Here is a 26,496-nt window from a genome sequence, read left to right on the forward strand (position 1 = left end):
GCCTTTCGAGCTCGATGCTCCGCCCCCAGGTTACGCCCCCCAGATTAGGCCAAGGACCCGTGTTCAACGCTGACGCACCGGCGGAGGGTTCCATCTAGTGATTCTCAATCTGCACCCGAGAGTAAAACTCACCGGCAACGCTCTAAAATAGAACCCATGACTACCAGCGCTTCATCGACCCGACTGATTCTTGCCTCCGCCTCCCCGGCTCGCCGCAAGCTCCTGGAGGACTCCCGCATCGCGTTCACGGTGCGCGTCTCCTCCGTAGATGAGGACGCCGCGCTCGCTACCGCCAACGAACAGGCGCGAGCGCAGGGACGTGCGGGACTCACCCCGGCTGAAACCGCCTCCCTGCTGGCGCAGTTGAAGGCGCAGGCAGTTGCCGCTGAACTTGCCGCCGAGGGTGTGCGCGATGCGCTGGTTCTGGGATGCGATTCGGTCTTCGAGTTTGAGGGTGTTGCCTACGGCAAGCCTCACACCGCCGAGGCGGCGCGCGAGCGCATCAGCGCGATGAGCGGCAATTACGGTGTGTTGCATACCGGTCACGCGCTCGTGGATTTGCGCGGCATTGAGCCGGGTGCCGAGCTGCCCGCTGTTTCTGAGCTACGTAGCGCTACCGTCCACTTTGATGAGCTCAGCCCCGAAGAGATTGAGGCGTATATTGCTACCGGTGAGCCGCTCTGGGTAGCCGGTTCCTTTACCCTGGATGGCTACGGTTCGGCGTTTATTCGCGGTATTGAGGGTGAGTTCCACACGGTGGTGGGCCTGTCCATCCACGCGCTGCGCGATATGCTGCGCCGCCGCGAGGTTGCGGTGACCGAGTTGTGGCTACCGCCTGAGGAAGAGAATTAGAACCACACCCACCGCATAAACCCACAGCATAAATCTGTCTCAAAGCGCGCCCTGAAATACACATTGTTGAACACCAATCGATAAGATAGAACAGTATGATGCGCGTTATATTCGCCAATCCTGCCGATGTATCCTTGGAGCAGGAGATTAAAGGAGAGCTTTAAGTGACTCAGCACCAGGCAGAAGCCGCCAAGAAATTTACTGCAGTCCCCGGCCGTCACACCGGCCCGGTCAGCAAGATTCTGATCGCTAACCGCGGTGAAATTGCTGTCCGCGTGATTCGCGCAGCCCGCGATGAGGGTCTGCAGACCGTCGCCGTCTACGCTGACCCCGACCGCGACGCCCAGCACGTAAAGCTCGCCGATGAAGCCTACGCTCTCGGCGGTGCCACCGCGGCACAGTCCTACCTGGTGATGGACAAGCTCATTGAGATTGCTATCCGCTCCGGTGCTGACGCTGTGCACCCCGGCTACGGTTTCCTCTCTGAGAACGCGCAGTTCGCTCAGAAGTGCATCGACGCGGGTCTGACCTGGATTGGCCCCTCCCCCGAGTCCATTACCCAGCTGGGCGATAAGGTGGCGGCACGCCACATCGCGCAGAAGGTGGGCGCTCCCCTGGTGCCCGGCACCAAGGACCCGGTCAAGTCCGCCGATGAGGTTGTTGCCTTCGCGGATGAGCACGGTCTGCCCATTGCGGTGAAGGCCGCATTTGGTGGCGGTGGCCGCGGCATTAAGGTGGCGCGCGACCGCGAGAGCATTGTTGAGATGTACGAGTCCGCTGTTCGTGAGGCTACCGCGGCGTTCGGTCGCGGTGAGTGCTTCATCGAGCGCTTCCTGGATTCGCCCCGCCATGTTGAGACCCAGTGCCTGGCGGATGCGCATGGCAACGTTGTGGTGGTTTCCACCCGTGACTGCTCCCTGCAGCGTCGCAACCAGAAGCTCATTGAGGAGGCACCTGCCCCCTACCTGAGCGATGAGCAGAACGAGCGCCTGTATGAGGCGTCCCGCGCGATTCTGCGCGAGGCTGGCTACCAGGGTGCCGGCACCTGTGAGTTCCTGGTCGGCACCGACGGCACCATTTCCTTCCTTGAGGTCAACACTCGTCTGCAGGTGGAGCACCCCGTCTCCGAGGAGATTTCCGGTCTGGACCTGGTTCGTGAGCAGTTCCGTATTGCCCGCGGCGAGAAGATTGAGGAGAAGGACCCGGTTCTGCGTGGTCACTCCTTCGAGTTCCGTATTAACGGTGAAGATGCGGGCCGTTCCTTCATGCCCGCCCCCGGCACCATCGAGAAGCTGACCGTGCCCACCGGCCCCGGTGTTCGCTGGGATTCTGGCTTCGTGGCTGGCGACGTTATCGGCGGCAACTTCGACTCCATGCTGGCTAAGCTCATTGTTACCGGCGCAGATCGTGAGCAGGCTCTGCAGCGTGCCCGCCGTGCCCTGGCTGAGCTGACCATTGAGGGCATGCCCACCGTCGTCCCGTTCCACCGCGTCGTGCTGGACGACCCCGCATTCGCACCGGCTGAGGGCGGCGAGTTCAAGGTGCACACCCGCTGGATTGAGACCGAGTTCAACAACACCATCCCCATGTACTCCGGTGCCCCCGGTAGCGTGGGCTCCGATGAGGACGAGCGCACCACCGTGGTCGTTGAGGTTAACGGCAAGCGTATGGAGGTGTCCCTGCCCGATCTGGGCGGTGGTGCTAAGCCTGCCGCTAAGCCCGCCGCCAAAACCCGCAAGTCCCGTTCGGCACGTAGCGCGGCAAAGGGTGGCGGCGACGAGCTGACCAGCCCCATGCAGGGCACCATCGTGAAGGTTGCCGCATCTGACGGCGACACCGTCGCTGAGGGCGACCTGATTCTGGTGCTGGAGGCGATGAAGATGGAGCAGCCCATTACCGCGCACAAGGCGGGTAAGGTTTCGGGCCTGTCGGCTAAGGCCGGCGATACCGTCACCTCCGGTGCGGTGCTGGCGACCATTAAGTAACGCTTCACCTCGATACTGATATCTCGATACTGAGGTCTCGCGACTGCGAGCGCTATAGGCTATACGAATCCCCCGGAGGGGTATGAGGTCATGTCTCGTATCTTTCCGGGGGATTTTCTATGTCCGCTCTTGCCTGTTTAGGTGGGATTTACGCCGCTAACCCTTGTGTTCGCGTCCAGATAGTGGCTGTATTTGTTTGGGTTTTTCTGAACAGAGTTATAATGTTGCACTTTAGAGGAGCCTTTCAGATTCCTACGCCCACCGCACCCACCCGGTGCGGTCACGGCACCCGATACGCGCCTACGGCACACCCGCCTCACGCGCTGACCGGTAACGGACGCCCCGGCTCCACCTGTACACACAGTTCACCATTTCGGGAGTTTTCCTTATGAGCACCTCTGCACCCGACACGAAAGTGTCTGCTGCATCGGTGAAGAATACGACTCCTCGCAGTCGAGTTATTCTCGCCTCGCTCGTTGGTACCACCATCGAGTTCTACGATTTCTACATTTACGCCACCGCAGCAGTGGCGGTGTTCCCTGTGCTGTTCTTCCCCGCGAAGGACGCAACCACCGAGCTTCTGGCTTCCTTCGCGACCTTCGGCGTCGCCTTCATTGCCCGCCCCCTCGGTTCCGTAATCTTCGGTCACTTCGGCGACAAGATCGGTCGTAAAGCAACCCTCGTTGGTGCGCTACTGACCATGGGTCTGGCGACCTTCATCATCGGCCTGCTGCCCACCTACCACCAGATTGGTCTGTGGGCACCGGCCATGCTGACCATTATGCGTTTCTGCCAGGGCCTGGGTCTGGGCGGCGAATGGTCCGGTGCGGCACTGCTCGCCAGCGAATATGCTGAGGACGGCAAGCGCGCCCGCGCCGCCATGTGGCCTCAGCTGGGTGCACCCATCGGCTTCGTGCTTGCGAACGGCTTCATGCTGCTGCTGACCAGCTGGATTTCCTTCAACTCCGCAACCGACGGCAAGAACCTTGATCACCCCTTCCTCATTTGGGGTTGGCGTATTCCGTTCCTGCTGTCCATCGTGATGGTTGCTGTCGGCCTGTACGTGCGTTTCAAGCTGGAGGAGACCCCCGTCTTCGCCAAGGCTGCTGCTAACAACGAGAAGGTTAAGACCCCGCTCGTTGAGGCGTTCAAGGTCGCTTGGTGGCCCATGATTCAGGGTACCTTCATCATGGTGGCATGCTACGTGCTGTTCTACCTGATGACCGCGTGGGTTCTCTCCTACGGTATCGGCAAGGCGGATAAGGGCGGCCTGGCTATCCCCTACCGCGAGTTCCTGATCATTCAGCTGATCTCCATTATTGGCTTCGCAATCTTCATTCCGATCTCGGGTTGGCTGGCTGACAAGTACGGCCGCCGCACCCAGCAGCTGTGGACCACCATCGCGATGGCTGTCTTCGGTCTGTCCTTCGGGTCTGTTCATCTCCCCCTCCGTTGTTGGTACCGGTGCGAACGCAAACGCCGCTGTAGTTACCCTCTTCATCTTTATCGGTATGTGTCTGATGGGTCTGTCTTTCGGCTCCATGTCCGCATACCTGCCGGAGCTGTACCCCACCAACGTGCGTTACACCGCCAGCGGTATCGCCTACAACGTGGCATCCATCCTCGGCGCGGCACTGACCCCGTTCGTGGCTGTTTGGTTGAACTCCACTTACGGTGTGGCTGCAGTGGGCGGCTACCTGGCATTCGCATCGATTCTGAGCGTTGTCTTCATTCTGCTCACTCACGAAACCCGTGACGTGGACATGAACGCCGTCAGCACCACGAAGTAAAGCTTCGCGGCGCTAAGCGTCTCTACGGCAAAGCGGTGGGGGTCACCTCCTGATTCTTAGGAACTCAGGAAGTGACCCCCACCGCTTTTGTGCGTTTCAGAGATTCTGTGAGCTTCTGAGATAGCGGCTCTCTACAAGCCCAGGGTATCTATGCGCCGGCTACAGGCCGCGAGTGTGCAGCTTGCGTGCCGCCTCAGCAATAGAGCCAGAGAGCGAGGGGTAGACCGTGAAAGTATCCGCCAGGTCATCCACCGCGAGCTTCTTCTCCACCGCCAGGGCAATGGGGTAAATCAGCTCGGAAGCACGCTGACCGACCACCACGCCACCAATGACGGTGCCGGAGTGACGGCGAGCAAAAATCTTCACGAAGCCGTCGCGCATCGCCATCATCTTCGCGCGCGGGTTGGTGCTCAACTGCAGGGTCACCGCGTCACCGCGGTAGGCTCCCTCGGCGAGGTCCTTCTCGCTCACACCCACGGTCGCAATTTCCGGGGAGGTGAAGATGTTCGCGGCAACCTTATCGGTACGCAGCGGGCGCACCGCATCACCGAGGATGTGCGCCATAGCGATACGGCCCTGCATCGCAGCCACGGAAGCCAGCGGGTACACACCCGTGCAGTCACCGGCGGCGTAAATACTGTTCACGCTCGTACGGGACACGCCGTCCACCTTAATATGGCCGCTCGGGGTCTGCTCCACACCGGCAGCTTCCAAGCCCAAATCCTCAGTGTTCGGAATCGAACCAATAGCCACCAGGCAGTGAGTGCCAGAAACCTTACGACCATCCGACAGAGTCACGATAACGCCGGAGCCGTCCTCAGTACGCTCAACAGCAGCCGCACGGGAACGCGGCATCACTCGCACGCCGCGACGTTCAAAGACGTCCTCCAGCACGCGGGCTGCGTCCTCGTCCTCACCGGGAAGCACGCGGTCACGCGAAGACACCAGCGTCACCTTCGAACCCAGACCGTTATACGCCGACGCGAACTCGGCACCGGTCACACCCGAACCAATCACAATCAGTTCCTCGGGAACCTCGGAGAGGTTGTACAGCTGAGTCCAGGTCAGAATGCGCTCGCCGTCAGGCATACCGGTCGCCATTTCACGCGGATGCGTACCCACCGACAGCAGCACAAAGTCCGCCTGCAGGGGGTAGATCAGACCAGCCTCATCAGTCACCTGAACGGTGTGGCGGTCCAGGAGCTTACCGGTACCGTGAATAATCTTCACACCAGCAGAAGCCAGGGCACGCTTGATGTCGGCAGACTGCTGTTGAGCCAGGTCGCGGACTCGGCGGTTCACGCGGTCCATATCAACACGCAGCTGAGGCGCCTTGCCCTTCGTGTTCTCAATGCCCAAGCTACCCGCCTCGGAGAAGCGGGTCATCATATCCGCCGTAGCGATTAGGGTCTTAGAGGGCACAACGTCGGTCAGAACGGCGGAGCCACCAATGGCATTGCGCTCAATCAGAGTCACGTCCGCGTTGGATGCGGCAGCCACCATCGCTGCCTCGTAACCGCCGGGGCCACCACCAATAATTACAATTCGCTGAGATGCATAGTTCACCTTTGAAGTCATGCCTTAATTGTGAGCTATGCCGCCGCTACGGGGCAAACGCACTCGCCGTGCAGATGTGCCATATTGTGGCAACCTGCACGGCGAGCATTTGCTTGGGGCATGCCGGTTAGACGGGGCGCTCCCCTACTCTTCGAGAGCCTGCGGTTTCTCGGCGTAAATCGAGTTGATGAACTTCTCAGCCCACTGCAGCATCGCGCCGTCCACCAGGTCCTTGCCGCCAACAGGCATGGTCTTCGGGCGCGGCACCAGCGTCAGCCAGGTGTCCATACCCTTCGGCTGGGCGTGCGTGGAACCCGGGTACACGCGCTTCAGACGCATCTGGCGGGACTCCGGCAGCGGCGTAGCGGTCACCACGCGCACCTTCGGACCCAACACCACCAGCTCGTGAATACCGGCGGCACGGGCGTGCATACGCACCGTCGCCACGGCAAGCAGGTTCTCTACCGTCTCCGGCAGTTCGCCGTAACGGTCGACCAGCTCCTCGCGTGCCTCCGCGATCTTCTCTTCGGTATCGGCGGCAGCAATCTGGCGATACGCCTGCAAGCGCAGACGCTCAGAATCAATGTAGGTGTGCGGAATATGCGCATTGACGGGCAGGTCAATCTTCGTTTCGACCTCTCGCTCTTCCTTCTCGCCGCGGTAGTTCGCCACGGCCTCACCGACCAGGCGCAGGTACAGGTCAAAACCAACGCCGGCAATATGACCGGACTGTTCGCCGCCGAGCAGGTTGCCGGCACCGCGAATCTCCAGGTCCTTCATGGCCAGCTGCAGGCCCGCACCCAGCTCGTTATGGGTCGCCACAGCCTTCAGACGCTCGTGCGCAATCTCGCCGAGGGTCTTATCCACCGGGTACAGGAAGTAGGCGTAGGCGCGCTCGCGGCCACGACCCACACGTCCACGCAGCTGATGCAGCTGGCTCAGACCGTAGTTCTGGGCGTGATCAACAATGAGGGTGTTCGCGTTCGAAATATCCAGGCCGGTCTCCACGATGGTGGTGCAGACCAGCACGTCAAAGCGGCGCTCCCAGAAGTCCACAATAATCTGCTCCAGGCGCGATTCACTCATGCGGCCGTGGGCGGTGGCGATGCGCGCCTCCGGCACGAGCTTGCCGATTTCCGCGGCAACATCATCGATATCAGCCACGCGGTTGTGTACGAAGAACACCTGTCCTTCACGCATGAGCTCGCGGCGAATTGCGGCAGTAATCTGGCTGTCGGTTCGCGGTCCCACGAAAGTCAGCACGGGGTGGCGTTCCTCCGGCGCGGTGGCAAGGGTGGAGGTCTCTCGAATACCGGTGAGCGACATTTCCAGGGTGCGCGGAATGGGGGTTGCACTCATGGCGAGCACGTCCACGTTGGTGCGCATCTGCTTGAGCTTTTCCTTGTGCTCCACGCCGAAACGCTGCTCCTCGTCAATGATGACCAGGCCCAGGTCCTTAAACACCACGCTGTCCGAGAGAATGCGGTGCGTACCGATTACCACGTCCACCGCACCGGATGCGATTTCTTCGGTAATCTGGCGGGTTTCTTTCGCTTTCTGGAAGCGGGAAAGCACGCGAATCTTCACGGGGAAGCCCGAGAAGCGCTCACTGAACGTCTCGTAGTGCTGCTGGGCGAGCAGGGTCGTGGGTACGAGCACGGCAACCTGCTTGCCGTCCTGTACCGCCTTAAACGCGGCACGTACGGCGACCTCGGTTTTGCCGAAGCCCACGTCGCCGGAGATGAGACGGTCCATGGGGATTTCTTTCTCCATGTCCTCCTTTACCTCGTGGATGGCGGTGAGCTGGTCGGGAGTCTCGTTGTAGGGGAAGGACTCTTCCAGCTCTCGCTGCCAGGGGGTGTCTGCGGCGAAGGCGTGACCACGCGAGGCCTGGCGTGCCGAGTAGAGTTTCACCAGGTCGGCGGCGATTTCCTTGACTGCCTTGCGAGCGCGGGACTTGGTCTTAGCCCAGTCACTACCGCCCATCTTGGACAGGCTCGGGTTCTCGCCCCCCACGTAGTTGGAGATCAAATCCAGCTGGTCGGAGGGTACGAAGAGGCGGTCGGGCGCGCCACCGCGCTTGGCGGGGGCGTACTCGATGACAAGGTATTCCTTCATGGGCTGCACGCCGTTGACCGGGGATGCACCAGCAACCGGGCGGGAGGTCATCTCGACGAACCTGCCGATGCCATGGCGTTCGTGCACCACGTAGTCACCGGGATTCAGCGCGAGCGGGTCGACGGCGTTGCGGCGGCGGCGCGTCTTGAATTTCTGTCCTGCGGCGCCTCGGGGTGCGTAGGTTCCGCGGCGGCCGAGTAGTTCGGCTTCGGTGAAGACGGCGAGCTTCGCCTCCTCAACGAGGAAGCCTGCGGAGGCGGGCGCCTCGCACACCTCGACGATGCCGTGTTCGAGTTTGCCAGCGGGGTCGGCTTCGAGGCTGGTTCGGCGGGCTGCGGGTACGGCGGGTGCCCCTTCGCCGGAGTGGAAGAGGTCGATGAGTCGGTCAGTGGAGCCGCGGCCGTTGGTGAGGGCGAGGACGGTCCACTGTTGACGGATGAGGTCGCCGACCTGGCTGAGCATGCGTTCGACGGAACCGTTGAATGCGGTTGCGGGGGTGGCGTTGACGGTGTAGGTGTCGATTCCGTCTTCGATGGCGTCGGCGATGCCCTGGTTCTGGAGCGCCCCGGCGGCGTCTTCGAGTAGGTCTGCGTCGGTGACGAGTTCGGTGATTTCCCACCAGCTGAGCTTGGCTTCGAGTGCCTGTGCGGTGGTTTGGTCGATGGTGCGGAATCCACTGTCGCTCATGCGGAGCTGGCCGAGGTCGATGGGTGCTACTGCGTCGGCTTCTGCAGAGGTGTCCCATGCTGCGGCGAGGAATTCTTCGTTGGTGGCGACGAGGTCTTCGGCGCGGGCGCGCACGCGCTCGGGTTCGACGTTAATGATCATGGATCCTGCTGGCAACAGCTCGGTGAGGGTGTTCATGGATTCGATGAGTAGCGGGGTGAGTGATTCCATGCCTTCGACGTAGATTCCGCCGGCAATCTTTTCGAGCATGGCTGCGGCTGCCGGGTAGTCGGCTTTCAGGCGGGCGGCGCGGCTCATGACCTCGGGGGTGATGAGCAGTTCGCGGCAGGGCAGCAGAGTGAGTTCAGTGAGCTCTTCTCCCCCGCTGAGTGTGCGCTGGTCGGCGACGGAGAAGTGGCGCATTTCGTCGAGTTCGTCGCCGAAGAATTCGAGGCGTACGGGGGTGTTTGCGGTGGGCGGGAAGACGTCGATGATGCCGCCTCGTACGGCGTATTCGCCGCGCTTGGCGACCAGGTCTACGCGGGAGTATGCGGCGTCGTTGAGGCCACGCACCACATCTTTGAAGGGGTATTCTTCGCCGCGGACCAGGTGCACGGGTTCGAGCTTTTCGATGCCGGTGACGATGGGCTGGATGACGGCGCGTACGGGTGCGATAACAACCTGGGGGCGTTTAGCCGCATCCCCGGTCATGGCGCGCAGTACCTGCAGGCGGCGGCCTACGGTGTCGGAGCGCGGTGAGAGGCGTTCGTGGGGCAGGGTTTCCCAGGCGGGGAAGAGCGCGATGTCGGCGGCGGGCAGGTAGGAGCGCAGGGCTGCGGCGAGGTCTTCTGCTTGGCGGTCGGTGGGGGCGATGATGAGGCTGAGCGCTTCAGCGGTGGTATCGCGTACTGCGGTGGAGATGTCTGCAATGAGCGCGGCGTGGGTTCCGGCGACGGCGCCGATGAGGGTGCGTGCGCTACGTTCAGCGGGCTGTGCGGAGGCTGCGGTGCGGATCGCGGCCCAGCTGCTGAGTTGGTTGAGGGTGTTCAGGAGGGGGTGCAGGGGTGCCTCGAGGGGCTGTGCAGTAGCTTTTCGGGTGGTGCTCACGGGTTCTCCTGAATCTGCTGTCCTCGGTTCCGGCGGTTTGGCTGGTGGAGGGCTGCTATGGATAGTCGGTATTGGGCGGTGCCGGTTTGGGGCGTCCGAGTGAATTTGCCTTTATTTCATGGTGCTTTTTGTGCGTTTTGGGGTGTTTTTTTTGCGGCTTTTCCATTGTAGGACTTGTCCGCTTTTTCTGGCATTTTTCTCTTGTATTCTCTGTGATGGAATATATTCCTTTTTGCACTCGGTTGTCGCTTTCGTGGGTGATATTTGAGTATGGTTTTCTTCCGTGTCTGTTCCTGTGCCACAACGTTCATCACATGGGGCGCAAATCACACATCCACAGACATCTTTGCACTTTGTGCACCATTATTTTCACAGCTTAATCCTGTACCCTAATCATTAACACTTACAGAAAAACCACACAGTATATCCCCTTCCGGATTCTGATTACCTCTTCCAACCAACCTCAGGTTTTCAGTATTTACTGCGGCTTTTCTAGTGCAATAATTCACCGTTTCTTTCGATGTTTCTTCCGGAACGTCGCATCAGAAAGACACAAATGACAACCACATACACGAACAATCCCGCTGAAAAGCCCCATGCCCGTTCATGGTCTGCTAAGAAGTGGGGTGCTTTCGCACTCGCTTTTGGTACTGCTTTCACTGCGGCACCGCTTACTCCTACTACTCCCGCTTCGGCTGCTACCGGTACCCATGATGGTTCCAGTAGCGATAAGGCGGCTGCCTCTTGCTACGAGGTCAAGCAGGTTAATCCTTCTGCCTCTTCTGGCACTTATTGGCTGTACACCCCGCAGATGAGTGGCCCGGCGCAGTTCTACTGCGATCAGGAAACTGATGGCGGCGGTTGGGTCATGATTGGTCGCGGCCGTGAGGGTTGGACCGAGTCTTACAATGGCACCGGCGACCCGAATCAGCTGCACCAGAACCCCACCGGCCCTTCCGCTTTTACTCCGGTCCAGCTTCCCGCAAACACTGTCGATGCCCTGTTGAACGGCATTAAGCCTCAGGACCTTCCCGATGGCATGCGCCTGCACCGTGCCCACAACGCAAGGGGCACCCAGTGGCAGAACGTTTATGTTCAGCGTCCTCAGACTGAGCAGTGGACCTGGGCGATGAGCTACGGTCAGCGTTGGGGCACCGTGAAGTTCACCGGTGCCGGCATTAACCGCACTGCGCGTATGGGCGGTTCCCCCTCGGAAATGGCTCCGGGTATTACCACCAGCTCGGTTCGTTTCTTCGCGAACCCGAACCAGGGCTACCAGATTGGTTTTGCGTACGGTTCGCTGGTGAACTTCGGCAATGATAGTGCCGATTCTTATATTTATAAGAAGCGCGGTTCCGCTGGTTACTCCATCCCCTTCACTCAGGTGTTCCTGCGTCCGAAGCTGACTCAGCGTGACTTGAACTTCTCGCAGATTGGTTCTGGCTCTGCCGCTAGCAACCGTCGTGCTCTGCCGAATAGCTACACGATGCCCGTTCGTTGGCGCACCAGTGAGCAGACTGGCACCGGCAAGAAGAACGAGATGAACACCTACGTTCAGGCTATTACTCAGGTGGGCGACACCGTCTTCACCGGTGGCGACTTCAAGTATGTGGAGTCGGCTGGCGGCGAGCGCGTGGACCAGTCGTACCTGGCTGGCTACAACGTGGATTCGGGCGAACTGGTTCGCTCTTTCCGTCCGACTTTCAACGGTCAGATTAAGGCTCTTGAGGCTCTGCCGAATAACCGCCTGGCGGTTGGTGGCGAATTTACCGAGGTGAATGGCGAGAAGGTTAACCACTTTGTCATTCTGGACGCGACCACCGGTCAGATTGACCGCACGTGGGATGTTCAGGTTCAGCGCCGCAGTGGCGATGCCGCCCAGGTGAAGACCCTGCTGGTTCAGGATGGTTACCTCTACATTGGCGGTAACTTCACCCATGTGAAGGGCAATACTTCTAAGGCGTACGCTTACTCTCGTGGTGCCGCTCGTATTAATCTTTCGAACGGTGCGGTGGATTGGAATTGGCGCCCGAACTTCAACGGTACGGTCAACGGCATTACTGCTGCCTCCGATAATTCCACTGTTCACGCTGCGGGTTACTTCACTGAGCTGAATAACCAGCGTGCGTTCCGTCTGGCTGCGCTGAATGGTTCTAACGCTTCGAACATTAAGTGGGAGTGGGAGCCGTCGCTGAAGCTGAACATTACTGACCGTATTGTGTACGCGTTCCAGTTCGATGTTCAGGATGCCGGCTCGACTGTGTGGACTGCTGGTGCTGACCACCTGATTGCGAACTACTCGAAGAACGGTTACGGCCGTATCTCCACCGCGATTTCTAAGTACGGTGGCGACTGGCAGGATCTGCACCTGAGCGGTAACACCATTTACGGTGCGTGCCACTGCGGTGATGTCCTCTTCGAGGGTTCCACCGGCTACCACACGTATTGGAAGGAGTCGAAGGCGGTTCACCGTATGCGCCTGGTCGCAGCGTTCGATAAGGACAGTGGCGAGGTTGTTGGCGAGTTCAGCCCGGTTCTGAAGGGTGCTAGCGGCTACGGTGTCTGGGAGTCCTTCGTGGATTCTCGCGGCAACCTGTGGGTTGGTGGCGACATCAACCGTTCACTGGGTGCTAATGGTGAGCAGCGCACTGTCGGTTTTGCTCGTTTTGCTCCTCGCGATGTGACCGCCCCGTCGACTCCGTCGAACCTGTCGGTTCAGCGTGATGGCTCGACCGATAAGCTGTCTTGGTCTGGTGTTCGTGAGAGCGGTGCTCGCTACCAGGTGCTGCGTGATGACCGTGTGATTGCTACGGTCTCGGGCACCAGCTACGAGGTTGAGCATACTGATGGCGCTCGCTACTATGTGCGTTCTATCGATGCGTCTGAGAATTTCTCGGCTTCCACGGGAGCTGCTCAGGCTTAGGTCAGATTGTTGATCTAGTTTCTTTGAGCCGCCGCCTGGTTCGGGCTCTGCAGGGTTTGCGGGGTCCGGGTCAGGCGGCGGTGCACCCGGGGTGTATGCCCTCTATAGTTTTGGTTCGGTCCGGTTTTCCCAGTTTGCTATCTCTTCGCCTCTGTGGCGGCTATGATGGGTTGGGATTCATTGCGTCGGATGGGTTGCTTCCGTCCTTTCCGATGATGGGCTGAATCTTGGTCTGTGGTGTTTCTTCGCTGTTGGTACGACAGAGGAAACTTCACAGATTTTTAGCGTTCCGCTTCGTACGGGTACGGTGCCATTGTTGGCTTCGTGCGTGAGGGGTGGGGCGTATTCATTCAATTTCCGATAACTACACTCACTGATTCCGGCTACAGACTCGCTGTTAGCGCAGTTCATAACGCTTCCCCCTTACCCCGATGCCTGGTAACTATGCTGTGCCTTGTGTGGGGTGGGTGTTGCTGTGTGAATTGCAGTTTTCTGCTGTGTGCCGGTTGAGGTCTCTAGGAGAGACAAATGAATTTTCTTCCGTTCACGCGTGGAGGGCGCTCACAGGGCGTTGGTTCCTCCGCTTTTGAGGGCTCTCGCGTAGCTTCTCGTTCTGGTTCCCGCGCTTTGGGCGCGGCGGCTGCTTCTTTTGCGATGGTTGCGGCTTCTTTGGGTCCGATTGCTTCGGGCGCGCAGGCTGCTGATGCACGCTACTATGACGGTTCGTCGAGCGAGCGCGCGGCTGCGAGCTGCTGGGAGGTTAAGCAGAATAATCCGCGTGGCAAGAGCGGCGCGTACTGGCTGTACACCCCTGCGATGAGTGCTCCTGAGCAGTTCTATTGCGATCAGGAAACTGATGGCGGCGGCTGGGTTATGATTGGCCGCGGTCGTGAGAGCTGGACTGAGAACTACTACGGTCGCGGTAATGCCGATCAGCTGTATAAGAACCCGACCGGCTTTGATGCGGTGCAGCTCTCCGGCGTGACCGTGAACGCGCTACTGAACGGTACCCGTCCGCAGGATTTGCCCGATGGCGTGCGTTTCCATCGCGCGATGAACGTTGAGGGCACTACCTGGCAGGATTTTAAGGCTCACCGTGATTCCAGTACCGAATGGACTTGGACTTTGCGTTCAAAGATGTTCTGGTCAAATATTTCGGTCAAAAACACCTGGCAGTACAGTAACCGTTATGACTACGCCAACCGTGGTCAGGTGGCTGGTAACATCTTCACCCATGATTCTGATGATTTCCGTTCCCTGAACTTCGAAGAGAAGGCATCGCAGGGCTACAAGTTGGGCTTCACCTACGGTCGCAACGCCAAGATTACATGGTGGACCGAGACCTACCTGATGAACCGTCCTTCGGCGTATATTTACCGCCCGGCGGATGATTCGACCACTCCCCTGGTATTTACTCAGATGTTCTTGCGCCCGAAGGTGACTCAGAACGATTTGGTGGCTAAGGGTCTGCATGCTTATGGCCCGCAGGGTGCTGCTGCAAGTAACCGCCGCGCACTACCCAATAGCTACTCCGAGAAGTGGAAGTGGCGTACCAGCACTGAGACCGGTACCGGCAAGAAGGGTGAGATGAACACCCAGGTTGAGGCTATCACCGAGGTCGGTGGCGCTGTCTTTACCGGTGGCGATTTCGCGTACGTTGAGTCGGCAAGCGGTGAGAAGGTTGAGCAGGCTTTCTTGGCTGGTTACGAGGTGGGTACCGGCGAGCTGCGCCGTTCCTTCCGCCCGAAGATTAACGGTCAGGTGAAGTCGGTTGAGGCTCTGCCGAACGGCCTGTTGGCTGTGGGCGGCTCCTTCGATCAGGTGAACGGCGAGTACTACAACGGTTTCGTGCTTCTGGATCCGCAGACCGGTCAGGTGGCTAAGGATTGGGATATCCGCGTGGTCAGCCGCATCACTTCCCTGCCGGTACAGATTAAGACCCTGCACGTGCGTGACGGTTACCTGTACATTGGCGGTTCCTTCACTCATCTGAAGGGCCAGACTTCCCCCACCTACGCGTATGCGAGAAACCTGGCTCGCATTAAGTTGAGCAACGGCGAGGTGGATTGGAACTGGCGTCCGGTCTTTAACGGCACGGTCAACGGTGTGAGCGCTTCCGAGGGCAACGCCGATGTGTACGTTGCTGGCTACTTCACTCAGCTGAATAATCAGGAGGCGTTCCGTCTCGCTCATATGCAAGGTAATAGCACGAACCCGCTGGCTTGGAACCACCGTCCTTCGTACACCCCCAAGAGTGCCCGAACCTGGGATCTGAAAAACGAGCGCAAGATGTGGGGCTTCCAGTTCGATGTTCAGGACGCTGGCTCCTCTGTCTGGGTGGGTGGCACCGAGCATATGATTAGCCGTTACGAGAAGAGCTCGATGCGCCGCACCGATAGCGCGATTACTCGTGAGGGCGGCGATTTCCAGGATCTGCATCTGAGCGGCAACACCATTTACGGTGCGTGCCACTGCGGCGATTTCCTCTTCCAGGGCGCAGACACGGTCTATTCGGAGTGGGAGAACGCGACCAATGCTCAGACCATTCGCCTGGTAGCGGCTTTCGATAAGGACAGCGGTAAGATGCTGCCGGAGTTCGCACCGATTATGAACGGCGCGTATGGCTACGGTGTGTGGGAGTCCTTCGTGGATTCCACCGGCACTCTGTGGGTTGGTGGCGATATCCGTAAGTCGCTGGGTGCTAACGGCGTGCAGCAGACCGTTGGTTTCGCACGTTATGCACCTCGCGATGTGACTCCTCCGGCTCCCCCGAGCAACCTGAAGGTTACGACGAACGGCTCCAAGGATCAGCTGACCTGGTCGGGTATTTCCGAGCATAGGGTGAAGTATCAGGTTCTGCGCGATGATCGTCCTATTGCGACGGTTACGGGCACGAGCTATTCGGTGGATCACCGCGACGGCGCCCGCTACTATGTGCGTGCGGTAGATACTGCGGATAACTATTCGGCAAGTACCGAGGCTGCTCAGGCGGCATAACCCCTCATCAGGGCGATATTCACTTTTATGACAAATAATTTTAGTGATGTTCGCCCTATTCTCCCGGGCTGGTTTTAAACCAGCCCGGGATTTTTTTGCACATAGTGAATCTATTTCATTCATTTACATGAAGGTTTTTTCATGCAGAGATATATACTTACCTTCTAATCGAGTCAAAATAGAGCATTAGTTAGGGCTTATTCTCATCATTTATAAAAACGTTATTTTTGCGGGTCTAAGTATTTTCCCAGCTTTGCGTGTTAGCCTTTAGGTGCCTTACCTTCGTGCGAGGTATTATCTTCCGGAATATAGTCATTCTCACTCCAACCACTAAAGAGGCTTCCATGTCAGTGTTCTTCAAGTACCCCTCCCGGTCCCGCCTTCTGGGCACCTTGGGTACCGTTGCGGTATCCACCCTGGTCCTGAGCGCTTGCGCTACTGAAAACCCGAGCTCCGATAGCTCTTCGCCTGCTTCTGCGTCCGCGAGCGTTTCCGCGTCGGCGCATGCTTCCTCAAACAAGTCTTCGAGCGCTTCCCCCCAGGTTTCTGAGCAGGGCACCGCAGAAGCATCCGCCAATGCTTCCTCTGGGGCTTCGGCTGAGGCAAAGGATGGGGCAAAGAGTGAGGCGACCTCTTCTGACGGCCAGAAGCTTGAAGAGATTTACACTGGCGCTGAAGAGATGAGGAACGCTTCTTCCGTACCTGTTGACGCTGAAGAAGTTAAGAAGACTACCGAACTGGTTAACTCTTTTGAGACCATTCTGACCAAGGTGAAGGCAGCCCCCTCTGCTGAGGCTTCGCCTGAGCGTGCCGCTGATCCGACCAGCGACGAAGAGGCTGAGCAACAGAACGTTGAGCGGGCCCGCGCTGTTCTCGATAATGAGACGATTCGCTCCATCGAGGCCGTGGCTGTTGATTCCGCTGCCGCTGAGTTTGCCGTGCAGGCTTCCGAGTACGCACTGGCTGGCTGGCACTATGAAGGTTCTTCCACTGTCGTGGGCACTCCCCGTATGACTGAAACCCAGTACAAGGGTCAGCCCGCGCGCATGCTGGAAGTATGCATGGATTCTTCCTCTGTGAAGATCTATGACGAGAATAATCAGCCCGTTAAGGATGACAATTCTCCGAAGCGTTCACTCAATATTTACACCCTCGTTCAGGTCGATGGTCAGTGGAAGATTGCGACCCATGATTTCCCGAACAATCCTGATTGTTAGGGTCTAATTAAAGATGCCGGTTTCCAGCTATGATTCGCTGGAACCCGCGCATTATCATCCATAGCGCATTAATGTTGATGCGCACTCGATAACATTTCTTGGCATTCATTTGGAGATATTATGAAAGCCCACCTTGGCATGACGGGCTCTGGCTTTTCACGTTCTGCTATAACTCGCTCAACTCTTTGCTTGAGCATTGCTACGGCTTTGGCTTTGCCCGTAGCTATCCCCGCTATTACGCCGAGTACCGCTGTCGAACAGACGGCGGAAAAAAGGGACTCTGCTTTCTACAATGGCACGACCTCCGAGCGTGCTGCCGCTAGCTGCTGGGAAGCCAAGCAGGCTAACCCCGAGGCAAAGAGCGGCGCCTACTGGCTGTACACTCCCGCGATGAGCCAGCCGACACAGTTCTACTGCGATCAGGAAACTGATGGTGGTGGCTGGGTCAAGATTGGCGAGGGCCGCGACGGCTGGACCGAGAACTACGAGGGTCAGGGTGACGCTTCTCAACTCTACAGCGATGCCGCACCCGCGTCATCCGGTTTGACTCTTGAACAGGGCAAAGCTCTGAGCTCCCTGCCCGCCGCGAAGACCCCGATTCAGCTTTCGGGTACCACCATTTCGCAGTTGCTCAACGGCACCCGCCCCGATCAGTTGCCCGATGGTTACCGTTTCCGTCGCGCGCTGAACACCTCGGGCACCAAGTGGCAGGAGGCGACGGTTGACCGCCGTCAGACCTCCGAGTGGACCTGGGCTCTGCGTTCGAACGCTGTCTGGTCTAATGCGATCGTCACGAACCCTGACAAGTTCTCTTCCTACAATGAAAATGGCCGCAGGGACTGGCCTGATGGCACGTGGGAAGACCACATTCTGCGTGGACAGAACAACGGCTTCAAGACTTTGATGTTTGATGAGTTGGCGTCCCAGGATTACCGTATGGGTTTCCGTTACGGTGCAAACTCTCCCATTTCGCAGGATGGCTCTGAGCCGGCAATCACCGATGCGCGGAACTCCTACATCTACGGTAAGGAAAGCAACGGTGAGGCCTCTTTCGGTTACACCCAGATGTTCCTGCGCCCGAAGCTGACCCAGAATGATTTGAACCTGGGCGCTATCCCGGATTCCGGTACCCCGGCGAGCGCTCGTCGTGCCCTGCCCAATAGCCGTTCGGCGGATTGGCGCTGGCGAACCAGCGCCAGGACCGCCTCCGGTAAAACCGGCGAAATGAACACCTACGTTGAGGCCATTACCGAGGTCGATCACGGTAACGGCACCTCCAGCGTGTTTATTGGTGGCGACTTCGAGTACCTTGAGTCCTCTACCGGTGAGCGTGTTGCGCAATCTAATATTGCTGCTTTTGACCCGGTGACCGGCGAGTTGCGCCGCGATTTTAAGCTGACTGTTGACGGTCAGGTGAAGGCTGTTGAGGCTCTGCCGAATAACCGTTTGGCTGTTGGCGGTAACTTCAAGCTTGTTAACGGTGAGAAGCATGAGAGCTTCGTCGTTGTTGACGCCACAACCGGTGAAGTTGCCCCTGAATGGGCCCAGGTTAAAGTCGAAGATCGCATTCGTACCGAGGTCATGACAGTGAAGACCATTCACCGTCAGGGTGACTACGTGTATATTGGCGGCACCTTTACCCACATTTATGAAAGTGAAAAGGCGGGTGAGGCGTATTCGCGCAATATTGCCCGTTTTAAGTTGGGCGAGCCTTCTAACGGTGTGCCCGGTATTGTGAGTATAGACCGTAACTGGCGCCAGGTGTTCAACGGTACTGTCAACGGTATTAGCGCCTCCGCTGATAACTCTCATGTTTACGTAGCCGGTTACTTCACCTGGCTCAACGGTGGCCTTGCCTACCGCGTGGCTGATATTACTCAGCATATGCAGAAGGGCAGCCCGTGGGCGTACCAGCAGTCTGAGATTCCTGCTGGCGCTAATGTCTCTGACCTGCGTAATGAAACCAAAATTTGGGGTTTCCAGTTCGACGTCCAGGATGCCGGTACCGGCGTCTGGGTGGGCGGTACCGAGCACCTCATCTCTCGTTACGATAAGGCGTCCTTGACCCCCACCTACACCGCGATTACCCGCGATGGTGGAGACTTCCAGGATCTGCACCTGCACGGTAACACCATCTACGGCGCCTGCCACTGCGGCGACTTCCTCTACCAGGATTCGCGTAACAAGCGGACCCCCGTGGGCGGTTCGAGCGTGATTCACTCGGTCAAGCTGGTTGCTGCTTTCGATAAGGACAGCGGTAAGATGCTGCCGGAGTTCTCCCCTGCTATTAAGGGTGACCACGGATTCGGTATCTGGGAGTCTTTCGTGGATTCGAAGGGCACCCTGTGGGTTGGCGGCGATATTCACCGTTCGCTGGGTGTTCACGGTACTCAGGATACCGTCGGTTTTGCGCGCTTTGAGGCCCGCGATGTGGCTCCTCCGCCTACCCCGCAGAACCTGAAGGTTGAGCTGAAGGACGATAAGGACGTTCTGACCTGGGATGCTGTACAGGATACCGGTAGTGTCCGCTACCAGATTCTGCGTGATGACCGCGTCATTGCTAGCACTTCGGGTACGAAGTTCGAGATTGACCACACCGATAACGCACGTTACTTTGTGCGCGCTGTGGATAGCTCGGATAACTACTCTGCGTCCACTCCGGTCCAGGTAGCTCCGGTGCGACCGACTCCTACCCCCACGGAGACCGCGACCGCAACGCCTACCGCTGACCCGACTGCTACTGCAGACCCCACGGCAAGTGCTGACCCGACCGCGAGCGCTGACCCCAGTGCTTCGGCAAGCGCTACCCCGAGTGCAGAAGCGACTACTGAGGTACCGAAGGAAGAGAACCCGAAGCCTGCCGATCCGAAGGAAGAAACTCCTAAGGACGATCAGAAGGACGAGGCCGCTAAGGACCAGATTGTTCTGCCCTACGCGTCCGAGTGGAAGTACATGGTCTCCAGCAAGGCTCCCAACCGTAAGTACGGTTGGAAGTACAACTTCCACTTCAGCCTGGAAGATATCGCGCAGGAAGCATGGCAGACCGGCAAGACCCCGATTGGTGTCGGCTCCGGTAACCTTAACACCTCCGTTAATGTTCCGCTTGTGCGTACCCGCCCCAATATCTACGCCTACACCACCATCCAGCTCACTCGTGAGCAGGCGAGCCGCGATCTGGTGCTGACCACCTACGCGGATGACGCTATTGCGGTGGGTGTCAACGGTAAAGAGGTTGGTCGTTCCAACTTCGACACCCGTGGAAAGCTGTGGAATAGCGCGATTGCATCGAGCTCGATTGATACCGCTACGGCTCAGAAGACTCCGGTGACCTTCACCGTTCCGGCTTCTCAGCTGAAGGCTGGTGAGAACCTCATCGCTGTTGAGGTTCACCCGGGCATTAGCCGACGTAACGTTCGCCCGAATGTGAGCTTCGATTTGCAGGCTACCTCCAAGGCACCGGTTGCTGAGCAGCCCGCCGAGAAGGAAGGCGACAAGGAGGCGGATGCTCCCGCCGCACACGAGGCTGAGCAGCCCGTGGTCGACAACGCGAACAACGCGGCAGCCGGCCCGGGCGAGCGACGCATCGTCAATAACGGAGTCGGAACCCGCGTTCCGATGCAGTCCCGAAGGAACTAATACCTTCTAGACAATCTCGCTAAATGGGGTTTGATTTTCTGAATGATTCAGGAAATCAAACCCCATTTGCGTATATTCCCCACTTTTCCGTGTTTTTTGCATCATTTATTCCCATTATTTGTGCTTCTGTCATGCGCCTCTCTGCACAATGTTCAGAAATGTTTTCTAAATCCACAATTCACGAGAACAAAGCGCCGATAACCCCCTCTAACAGCACACCAAGCCTACCCGAAGGATCCCGCAAATCTGCACCAAAGCGCATTGTCAGAGAGTTTTTACGACACAATTGTTGACCCTGACCACACGCCCCCTGTTGCACTTCATCTCGTTGTAAAATATCTATATAGTGGTGTACGTGAAAAAAGGGACCAACCACCTCTTTTTTCGCGTGCGAGACTTCCGGACTTTCTCGCAACCACCCCGAAAGGGAGTAATTCACTCTCCTTCACTCCTCTCACCGATTAAAAAGGAATGTGCATGTCCACCTCTGAGGCACCTCACGCCCCGAACTCCGCGCCCGCATCGGGATTTTCTGCGAAGTTTTCTCACACCCTGCGCTCTCTTGAAGCAGCGCAGAAGCCCGGCATTGGCGTTCCCGCCTACACCCGCTGGGTCAACCGCCGAGTAGCACGCTACTTCGCTGCGGCAGCTGTTGCGCTGGGCATCACCCCCAACGGCGTCACCGCAATTTCCGCTGCATGTTCCGCGGCAGGCATCATCGTTCTGATTACCTGCCCGCCCAGCGTTGGTGTAGGTATCTGCGTTGCCCTGCTTTTCGCGCTCGGTTACGGTCTGGACTCCGCTGACGGCCAGGTTGCTCGCGTGACCGGCGCGTCCTCCCCCGCCGGTGAGTGGCTCGACCACGTGGTCGACTCCATCCGTGTGCCCTCCGTGCACATGGCAACTCTGCTCTCCTTCCTGCTGTACCCTGCGCACTACTCCTTTACCGGTTCCAACGCGTTCAACGGCTGGATCATTGCGATGCCCATGATTTTCACCGCGCTGACCGCAGGTCACTTCATGAGCCAGATTCTGGCTGAGCAGCTACGCAACAACCGCAAGACCGCTGCTCCCCCGACCGGTGGTCCCCTGCGCTCCTTCATCAACCTGCACATGGACGCTGGCACCCTCTGCTGGATTTACATTTTCGTTGGCTTCGGCCCCGTATTCGTCATCGTCTACGCACTGCTTCTGCTGGCTAATGCCGCAACCGTCCTGCTGTCCATGCGTCGCAAGTACGTTAGCCTCGCGACCCCCGCTGAGTAAGGAGAATCCCAATGATGCACTTCACCTCTCGCACCCCTGCTGTTTCCGCCGTTATCGCAACCAACGGCAAGCGCCCCGAACTGCTGCGCGTGGCTGTCCGCTCCATCCTTGAGCAGAGCTACCGCGGTTTCGTTGAAGTTGTTGTTGTCTTTGACCGCGTTGAGCCCGACCGCCTCGAGGACATTGAGGTCGGCGAAAACCGTGCCCTGAAGATTGTCTCCAACACCCGCTCCGGCGGTCTGGCTGGCGGCCGCAACAGCGGCATCATCGCCTCCAGCGGCGAGATGATTGGCTTCTGCGATGATGACGACTACTGGATGCCTTCCAAGCTCACCCAGCAGGTCGCTCTCTGGCGCGAAAACCCCGAAGCAACCGCTATCTCTTCGGGTATTACCGTCCGCTCCGGTGGTCAGGATATCGTGCGCCTGGCGCCCGAGCGCGCAACCTTCGCTGACTTCCTGCGTTCGCGCATTACCGAAATTCACCCCTCCGCCATGCTGTACTCTCGCGAGGATCTGCTCGGCGTTGACGGTAAGCCCGCCCGCATCGGCCTGGTCGATGAGGAACTGCCCGCCGCCTACGGTGAAGACTACGACCTGCTGCTGCGTGCAACCCGCCACGGCGATGTACTGAGCGTGCCCGAACCGCTGATTCTGGTGCTCTGGGACCGCCCCTCCTTCTTCTCCGGCAAGTGGCAGTCCATGGTTGACGGTCTGAGCTACATTCTGCGTAAGTTCCCTGAATTCGAGCAGGATCCCAAGGGCCTGGCACGTATTGCCGGTCAGATTGCCTACGCTCAGGCATCTCTGGGTAACAACAAGGAGGCGCGCGCGTACGCTCGCGCCGCTCTGCGCCGCGACCCCAAGCAGCTTCGTGCGTGGGCGGCGTATGTGGTGTCCACCGGCGTTATTAAGCCCGCTACTCTTCTTGATCTCGTCCAGAAGACCGGTCGAGGTCTCTAACCAGGTATCGCACAGACATGGTTTCCTCTTCCGTTCTTTCCCCTCCGGGCACTTCGCCTGTGGCGCTGAAGGATTCTGCTGGATTGGATAGTACTCCGCCCAGCAGTATTCTGCGTGCCCGCGCGCGCAACCGTCCGGTATCTACGGCGCAGAAGAAGCTCCCCGCTTGGCCTCTGCTGGCGTTGCTGTACGGCTTCCCAGCGCTGTGGGCTTTGGGCGTGCTTCAGATTGCACCGCTGGTACTGGCAGCGATCATGCTTTTTTACCTCATTATTCGAGGTAATGTGCGCGTGCCCGGTTCTCTGTGGGTGTGGGGCGCATTCTGCGTGTGGGTTGTTGTTGCGGCGCTTGCGCTGACCCGTTCGACCGACATTATTGGTTGGGGTCTACGCTTTGTAAATATTCTCAGTGCCGGCATTTACGCCCTGTACTACTACAACGCGCGAGCCTCTATTAGCATCAATAGGCTGCTGGGCGGTCTGGCGACTCTGTGGGTGACCCTGATTGTTCTGGGGTACGGTGGTGTTCTCTTCCCCGAGTTCCGCCTGCGTACTCCGATGAGCTTCATCATGCCTTCTGGTTTTATGCAGAACCCGCTGGTGCGCGACTACATGCTTCCTCCCCTGGCTGAGGTTCAGCGTCCTTGGGGTGCTCCCGAGGCGTATATTCGCCCCTCCGCGCCGTTCCCCTACGCGAATAGTTGGGGTCTGGCGTACACTCTGCTCACCCCGGTGATGCTGGCGTGCTTGCTTCGCCTGCATTCCATCTGGCTGCGTATTGCGTTGCTGATTGGTATGGCGCTTTCTACTGTGCCTGCGATTGCGACCAGTAACCGCGGCATGTTCATTGGTCTAGGTATCAGCGCAGCGTACGTACTGTTGCGTCAGTTCCTTGCGGCTAATTGGCGTGCTGTGGGTACGGGTGTTGCGGCGATTACGGCTGTGGTTGTGGCGCTCTTTGCGTCGGGCACCGTGGATAACATTCTGGGTCGTCAGGACTACTCTGACTCCACCGGTGGCCGTGCGGCGCTCTACCGCGCCACCTGGAAGGCGACCTTGGAGTCCCCGATTATTGGTTACGGCACTCCGCGTATGGAACCGAGCATTGGCGTGTCAATGGGTACCCAGGGGTACCTGTGGACTCTGATGTTCTGCTTCGGCTTCGTGGGTCTGGCGCTGTTCGCGCTCTTCATGGTGTGCACTGTAGCAGGCGGCGCACGAGTGAAGACCACCTCCGGGTACTGGCTGCATAGCGTGCCGGTCGCGTGCTGCGTCGTCTTTATTTTCTACAGCTTCGATATTGCTCAGATGACCATTCTGATGCTCGCGTCGATGGCGTGTATTCGTTCCATTCGGGATGGTGAGGGGCTATGACGAAGAATCAGTCCCCTCGTGGTTTAGAGACCACTGCGGTTTCAGCTTTCGATGATGCCTACTCGACGGGCGGTCACCCTAGCCGCCGTGCACGCCTGCGTGAGAGCGGCGAGTACGTGGATCCTGTAGTGGAGCAGGCTGACTCGCAGGCAGAGTCTTCTACCGATGAGTTTGCTCCGACGGTGGACGATATCCGTTCCGGTCGTTTTCCTGCGACCACGGCGCTGTCGATTGTGCCTCCGGCTCGAGGCTTTGCTTCCGAAGAGTTACTGCCCGATTCTTTGGAGGCGGGTTCTTCGGAGTCAGGTACTTCGACTGCTGGTTCCTCAGCGGCAAACGCTACCGCTGTAGTGGGTGCTCATCTGTCCGGTTCCCGGCGGGTTGCCTCGGCTACTGCTGAGTCTGTAGAAAAGGCGCAGGAAGAAAAGACTCCGAATGAGAAGGCTAAGCCTTCCGCGTCAGGTGCTCAGGCAGATAGCGCATCCGCGAAGAGCGTGCCGGTTAAGAAAGCTCCCGGAAAGGCTAAGCAGCCCAGCCTGGCAAAGAGCGGCTCTCTTGCTTCTCTGTGCGTGATGTACGGCGCGGGTATCGCGTTCGTGACCACGATGGTGGTGTCGAACGGTATTGGTGCTGAGGGTTCGGGCGAGTTTTTCCGTCTGATGGCGTTGTTCGCGATTGCGATTTCGCTGGTGACTTTCGGCGCGGATACGGGCTTGGTTCGTACGATGAGTGCTCAGCGTGCGCTGGGTCGTTACGGTGTGCTTCCGCAGCTGATCCGTTACGGTCTGATTCCTTCGCTGGTGACTTCGGTGCTTCTGGTGGCGGGTGTGTACATCTACACCGAGATTGTGCCGATGGCTCCCCAGTATCAGGCGGCGATGCGTGTCAGTTCGGCTTTCGTGCTGATAGCGGCGCTGATGACGGTGTTCTTCGGCGCTCTGCGTGGCCTGCATCGTGTGGTGACCTTTACGCTCCTGCAGAATGTTCTGCTTCCCACTCTGCGTTTTGCGGCGGTGGGTTTGGTTGTTCTGTTCTCGGGTCAGCTCATGGATTTGGTGTACGCCTGGACCATCCCGGTGGCGATTACTGCGGTGGTTGCCCTGTGGCTTTTGGAGCGGGCGTTCCCTTCCGAGGAGCATGTGGAGGTTCTTTCTTCTGAGGATTCTCCGCCTGAGACGTTCCGTTCGTTCTGGGGTTTCAGCTCTGCACGCGGTGTCGCTACCATTGTGGAAACCATCCTGGAGTGGATTGACGTGCTGGTGGTGACGGCGTTCTTGGGTGCCGCTGCCGGTGGTATCTATGGTGCTGTGAACCGTTGTGTTCGTGTGGGCACCATGATTGAACACACCGGCCGCGTGGTGACCGGCCCGTCGATCAGCGCAGCGTTGGCTACTCGTCAGCTCGATCGTGCTCGAGATATTTTCCTTTCGACCACTCGCGTGCTGACTGCGTTGTCTTGGCCGTTCTACCTCTCCCTGGCGTTCTTTGGTCCGACTCTTTTGGGCTTCTTCGGTAAGGGCTTTGAGGCTGGCGCCGGTATTCTCTGGGTGATCTGCCCGGCGGCGATGCTGTCAATGAGTGCCGGTGGCGTGCAGTCTGTTCTGCTGATGAGCGGTAAGAGTCGCTGGCAGCTGTTGAACAAGCTCTCCTCGCTGGTGGTGGCTGTGACTTTGAACTTCACCTTGGTTCCGGTCTGGGGCCTGTACGGTGCGGTGACGGCTTGGGCTTCTGCTCTGCTGATTGATACCTTCCTTGCGAGCTACCAGGTGTTCCGCCTCGTCGGTATTCGTGCTTCGGCCCGTGAGATGGCTCCTTCACTCTTCTTGGGTGCGGCTGTTCCGACGGTGTGCGCTCTGGCGTCTTTGGCTTTCTTGGGTCAGAGCGTGCTGGGCGTCATCGTGTACGTGGTGCTACTGGTGCCGGTGTACGGCGCGGTGCTGTACCGCTTCCGTAAGGCTCTCGGTATTGAGCGTTTCCTTTCCGCCCGCCGCGCGAAGTCTTAAGCCTTCAGCTTCCTCTACGTTTTTCTCCGATATTTAGTGTCCGT

At 58.6% G+C, this 26,496-nt stretch carries 12 protein-coding genes and 1 pseudogene; 11 read left to right on the forward strand and 2 right to left on the reverse strand.

Going from position 1 to position 26,496, the window contains the following annotated elements; genetic code table 11:
• Positions 1–156: 156 nt before the first annotated feature.
• The 3 genes and pseudogenes from LPB405_RS02575 to LPB405_RS02585 all read left to right on the forward strand — a co-directional run bounded on the left by LPB405_RS02575 (position 157) and on the right by LPB405_RS02585 (position 4,627).
• A complete protein-coding gene (locus tag LPB405_RS02575; RefSeq protein ID WP_219101811.1) occupies positions 157–852 on the forward strand; it encodes a Maf family protein in 696 nt (231 codons plus the stop codon).
• A gap of 164 nt (positions 853–1,016) precedes the next feature.
• Positions 1,017–2,837, forward strand: coding sequence for an acetyl/propionyl/methylcrotonyl-CoA carboxylase subunit alpha (locus LPB405_RS02580; RefSeq protein ID WP_219101812.1), 1,821 nt, complete (start codon positions 1,017–1,019; stop codon positions 2,835–2,837).
• A 388-nt stretch (positions 2,838–3,225) separates the two neighbouring features.
• Positions 3,226–4,627, forward strand: a pseudogene (locus LPB405_RS02585) (MFS transporter).
• A gap of 159 nt (positions 4,628–4,786) precedes the next feature.
• On the opposite strand, the gene LPB405_RS02590 reads toward LPB405_RS02585, so the two are convergent.
• Together LPB405_RS02590 and mfd are read right to left on the reverse strand one after the other, a co-directional pair.
• Entirely contained in the window at positions 4,787–6,205 is a 1,419-nt protein-coding gene (locus LPB405_RS02590) for an NAD(P)H-quinone dehydrogenase (RefSeq protein ID WP_219101813.1), read from the reverse strand.
• Positions 6,206–6,328: 123 nt separating this feature from the next.
• Positions 6,329–10,075: a transcription-repair coupling factor gene (mfd, locus tag LPB405_RS02595; RefSeq protein WP_219101814.1), complete on the reverse strand. Its 3,747-nt coding sequence runs from the start codon at positions 10,073–10,075 to the stop codon at positions 6,329–6,331.
• Positions 10,076–10,631: 556 nt separating this feature from the next.
• Here mfd and LPB405_RS02600 point away from each other — a divergent pair.
• From LPB405_RS02600 to LPB405_RS02635, 8 genes are all read left to right on the forward strand, one after another.
• Positions 10,632–12,998 (forward strand): fibrinogen-like YCDxxxxGGGW domain-containing protein, encoded by a 2,367-nt coding sequence (locus LPB405_RS02600; RefSeq protein ID WP_219101815.1) that lies wholly within the window; start codon positions 10,632–10,634, stop codon positions 12,996–12,998.
• Between the two features lie 528 nt (positions 12,999–13,526).
• The gene (locus LPB405_RS02605; protein WP_219101816.1) at positions 13,527–15,995 is read left to right on the forward strand and encodes a fibrinogen-like YCDxxxxGGGW domain-containing protein; all 2,469 of its coding nucleotides are present in this window, start codon (positions 13,527–13,529) and stop codon (positions 15,993–15,995) included.
• A gap of 344 nt (positions 15,996–16,339) precedes the next feature.
• Positions 16,340–17,212 (forward strand): hypothetical protein, encoded by an 873-nt coding sequence (locus LPB405_RS02610; RefSeq protein WP_219101817.1) that lies wholly within the window; start codon positions 16,340–16,342, stop codon positions 17,210–17,212.
• A 213-nt stretch (positions 17,213–17,425) separates the two neighbouring features.
• Positions 17,426–20,848, forward strand: a complete 3,423-nt coding sequence (locus tag LPB405_RS02615; protein WP_257604962.1) for a fibrinogen-like YCDxxxxGGGW domain-containing protein — start codon at positions 17,426–17,428, stop codon at positions 20,846–20,848.
• A gap of 477 nt (positions 20,849–21,325) precedes the next feature.
• Positions 21,326–22,114 carry a CDP-alcohol phosphatidyltransferase family protein gene (locus LPB405_RS02620; RefSeq protein ID WP_219101819.1) on the forward strand — a complete coding sequence of 263 codons (789 nt, stop codon included), beginning with the start codon at positions 21,326–21,328 and terminating at the stop codon, positions 22,112–22,114.
• Between the two features lie 11 nt (positions 22,115–22,125).
• Positions 22,126–23,076: a glycosyltransferase family 2 protein gene (locus tag LPB405_RS02625; protein WP_012904001.1), complete on the forward strand. Its 951-nt coding sequence runs from the start codon at positions 22,126–22,128 to the stop codon at positions 23,074–23,076.
• Between the two features lie 83 nt (positions 23,077–23,159).
• Positions 23,160–24,449 (forward strand): O-antigen ligase family protein, encoded by a 1,290-nt coding sequence (locus LPB405_RS02630; RefSeq protein ID WP_257604963.1) that lies wholly within the window; start codon positions 23,160–23,162, stop codon positions 24,447–24,449.
• Complete coding sequence (locus LPB405_RS02635) at positions 24,446–26,452, forward strand: lipopolysaccharide biosynthesis protein (RefSeq protein ID WP_070542643.1); 2,007 nt, start codon at positions 24,446–24,448, stop codon at positions 26,450–26,452. Before LPB405_RS02630 ends, LPB405_RS02635 begins: the two co-directional genes overlap by 4 nt.
• Positions 26,453–26,496: the final 44 nt, after the last annotated feature.

Source organism: Rothia mucilaginosa, assembly GCF_019334805.1.
Taxonomy (GTDB): domain Bacteria; phylum Actinomycetota; class Actinomycetes; order Actinomycetales; family Micrococcaceae; genus Rothia; species Rothia mucilaginosa_C.